The organism is Oleiphilus sp. HI0067 (genome assembly GCF_001635735.1).
The window spans coordinates 1-475 of sequence record NZ_LWFI01000618.1 but is presented as its reverse complement, the minus strand read 5'-3'; the positions used below and the strand labels follow the sequence as shown (position 1 = coordinate 475).

The window sequence follows — 475 nt, the reverse complement described above, 5'->3', positions numbered from 1 at the left end:
ATTACTGACTTACAACATACAAGTCGGCATTTCCACTTCAGCGTATCGTCATTACCTTACGCGCAGTTGGCAGCACTTTTTGCCGCATGCTCAACGTCAAACCAACTTAGTTAAGATAGCCTCTCTTCTCGAGGCATATGATGTGGTTGCCTTGCAAGAGGTGGATGGAGGCAGTTTGCGTACTGGCTTCGTAAACCAAGTTGAGTTTTTAGCTAAAACGGCTGGCTTTCCATTTTGGTATCAGCAGCTGAATCGAAACTTCGGCCCTATTGCTCAGCATAGTAATGGTTTATTGAGCCGTTTTTGCCCTTTGTCGGTAGAAGAGTATCCTTTGCCATCTTTGATTCCTGGTAGAGGAGTGATTGTTGCGAAATATGGCGATGAGAAAGATCCTATAGTGCTTGTTATTCTGCATTTATCGTTATCGTCAGCCGCACAGAAGGCGCAGTTATCGTTTGTTAAAAAGCTGATCGAT

The 475-nt window shown here is 44.2% G+C and carries 1 protein-coding gene; it reads left to right on the top strand.

The annotated features are described in order from the left end of the window. The coding region (locus tag A3739_RS29590; RefSeq protein ID WP_197472147.1) for an endonuclease/exonuclease/phosphatase family protein at positions 1-475 on the top strand (475 nt) is incomplete at both ends.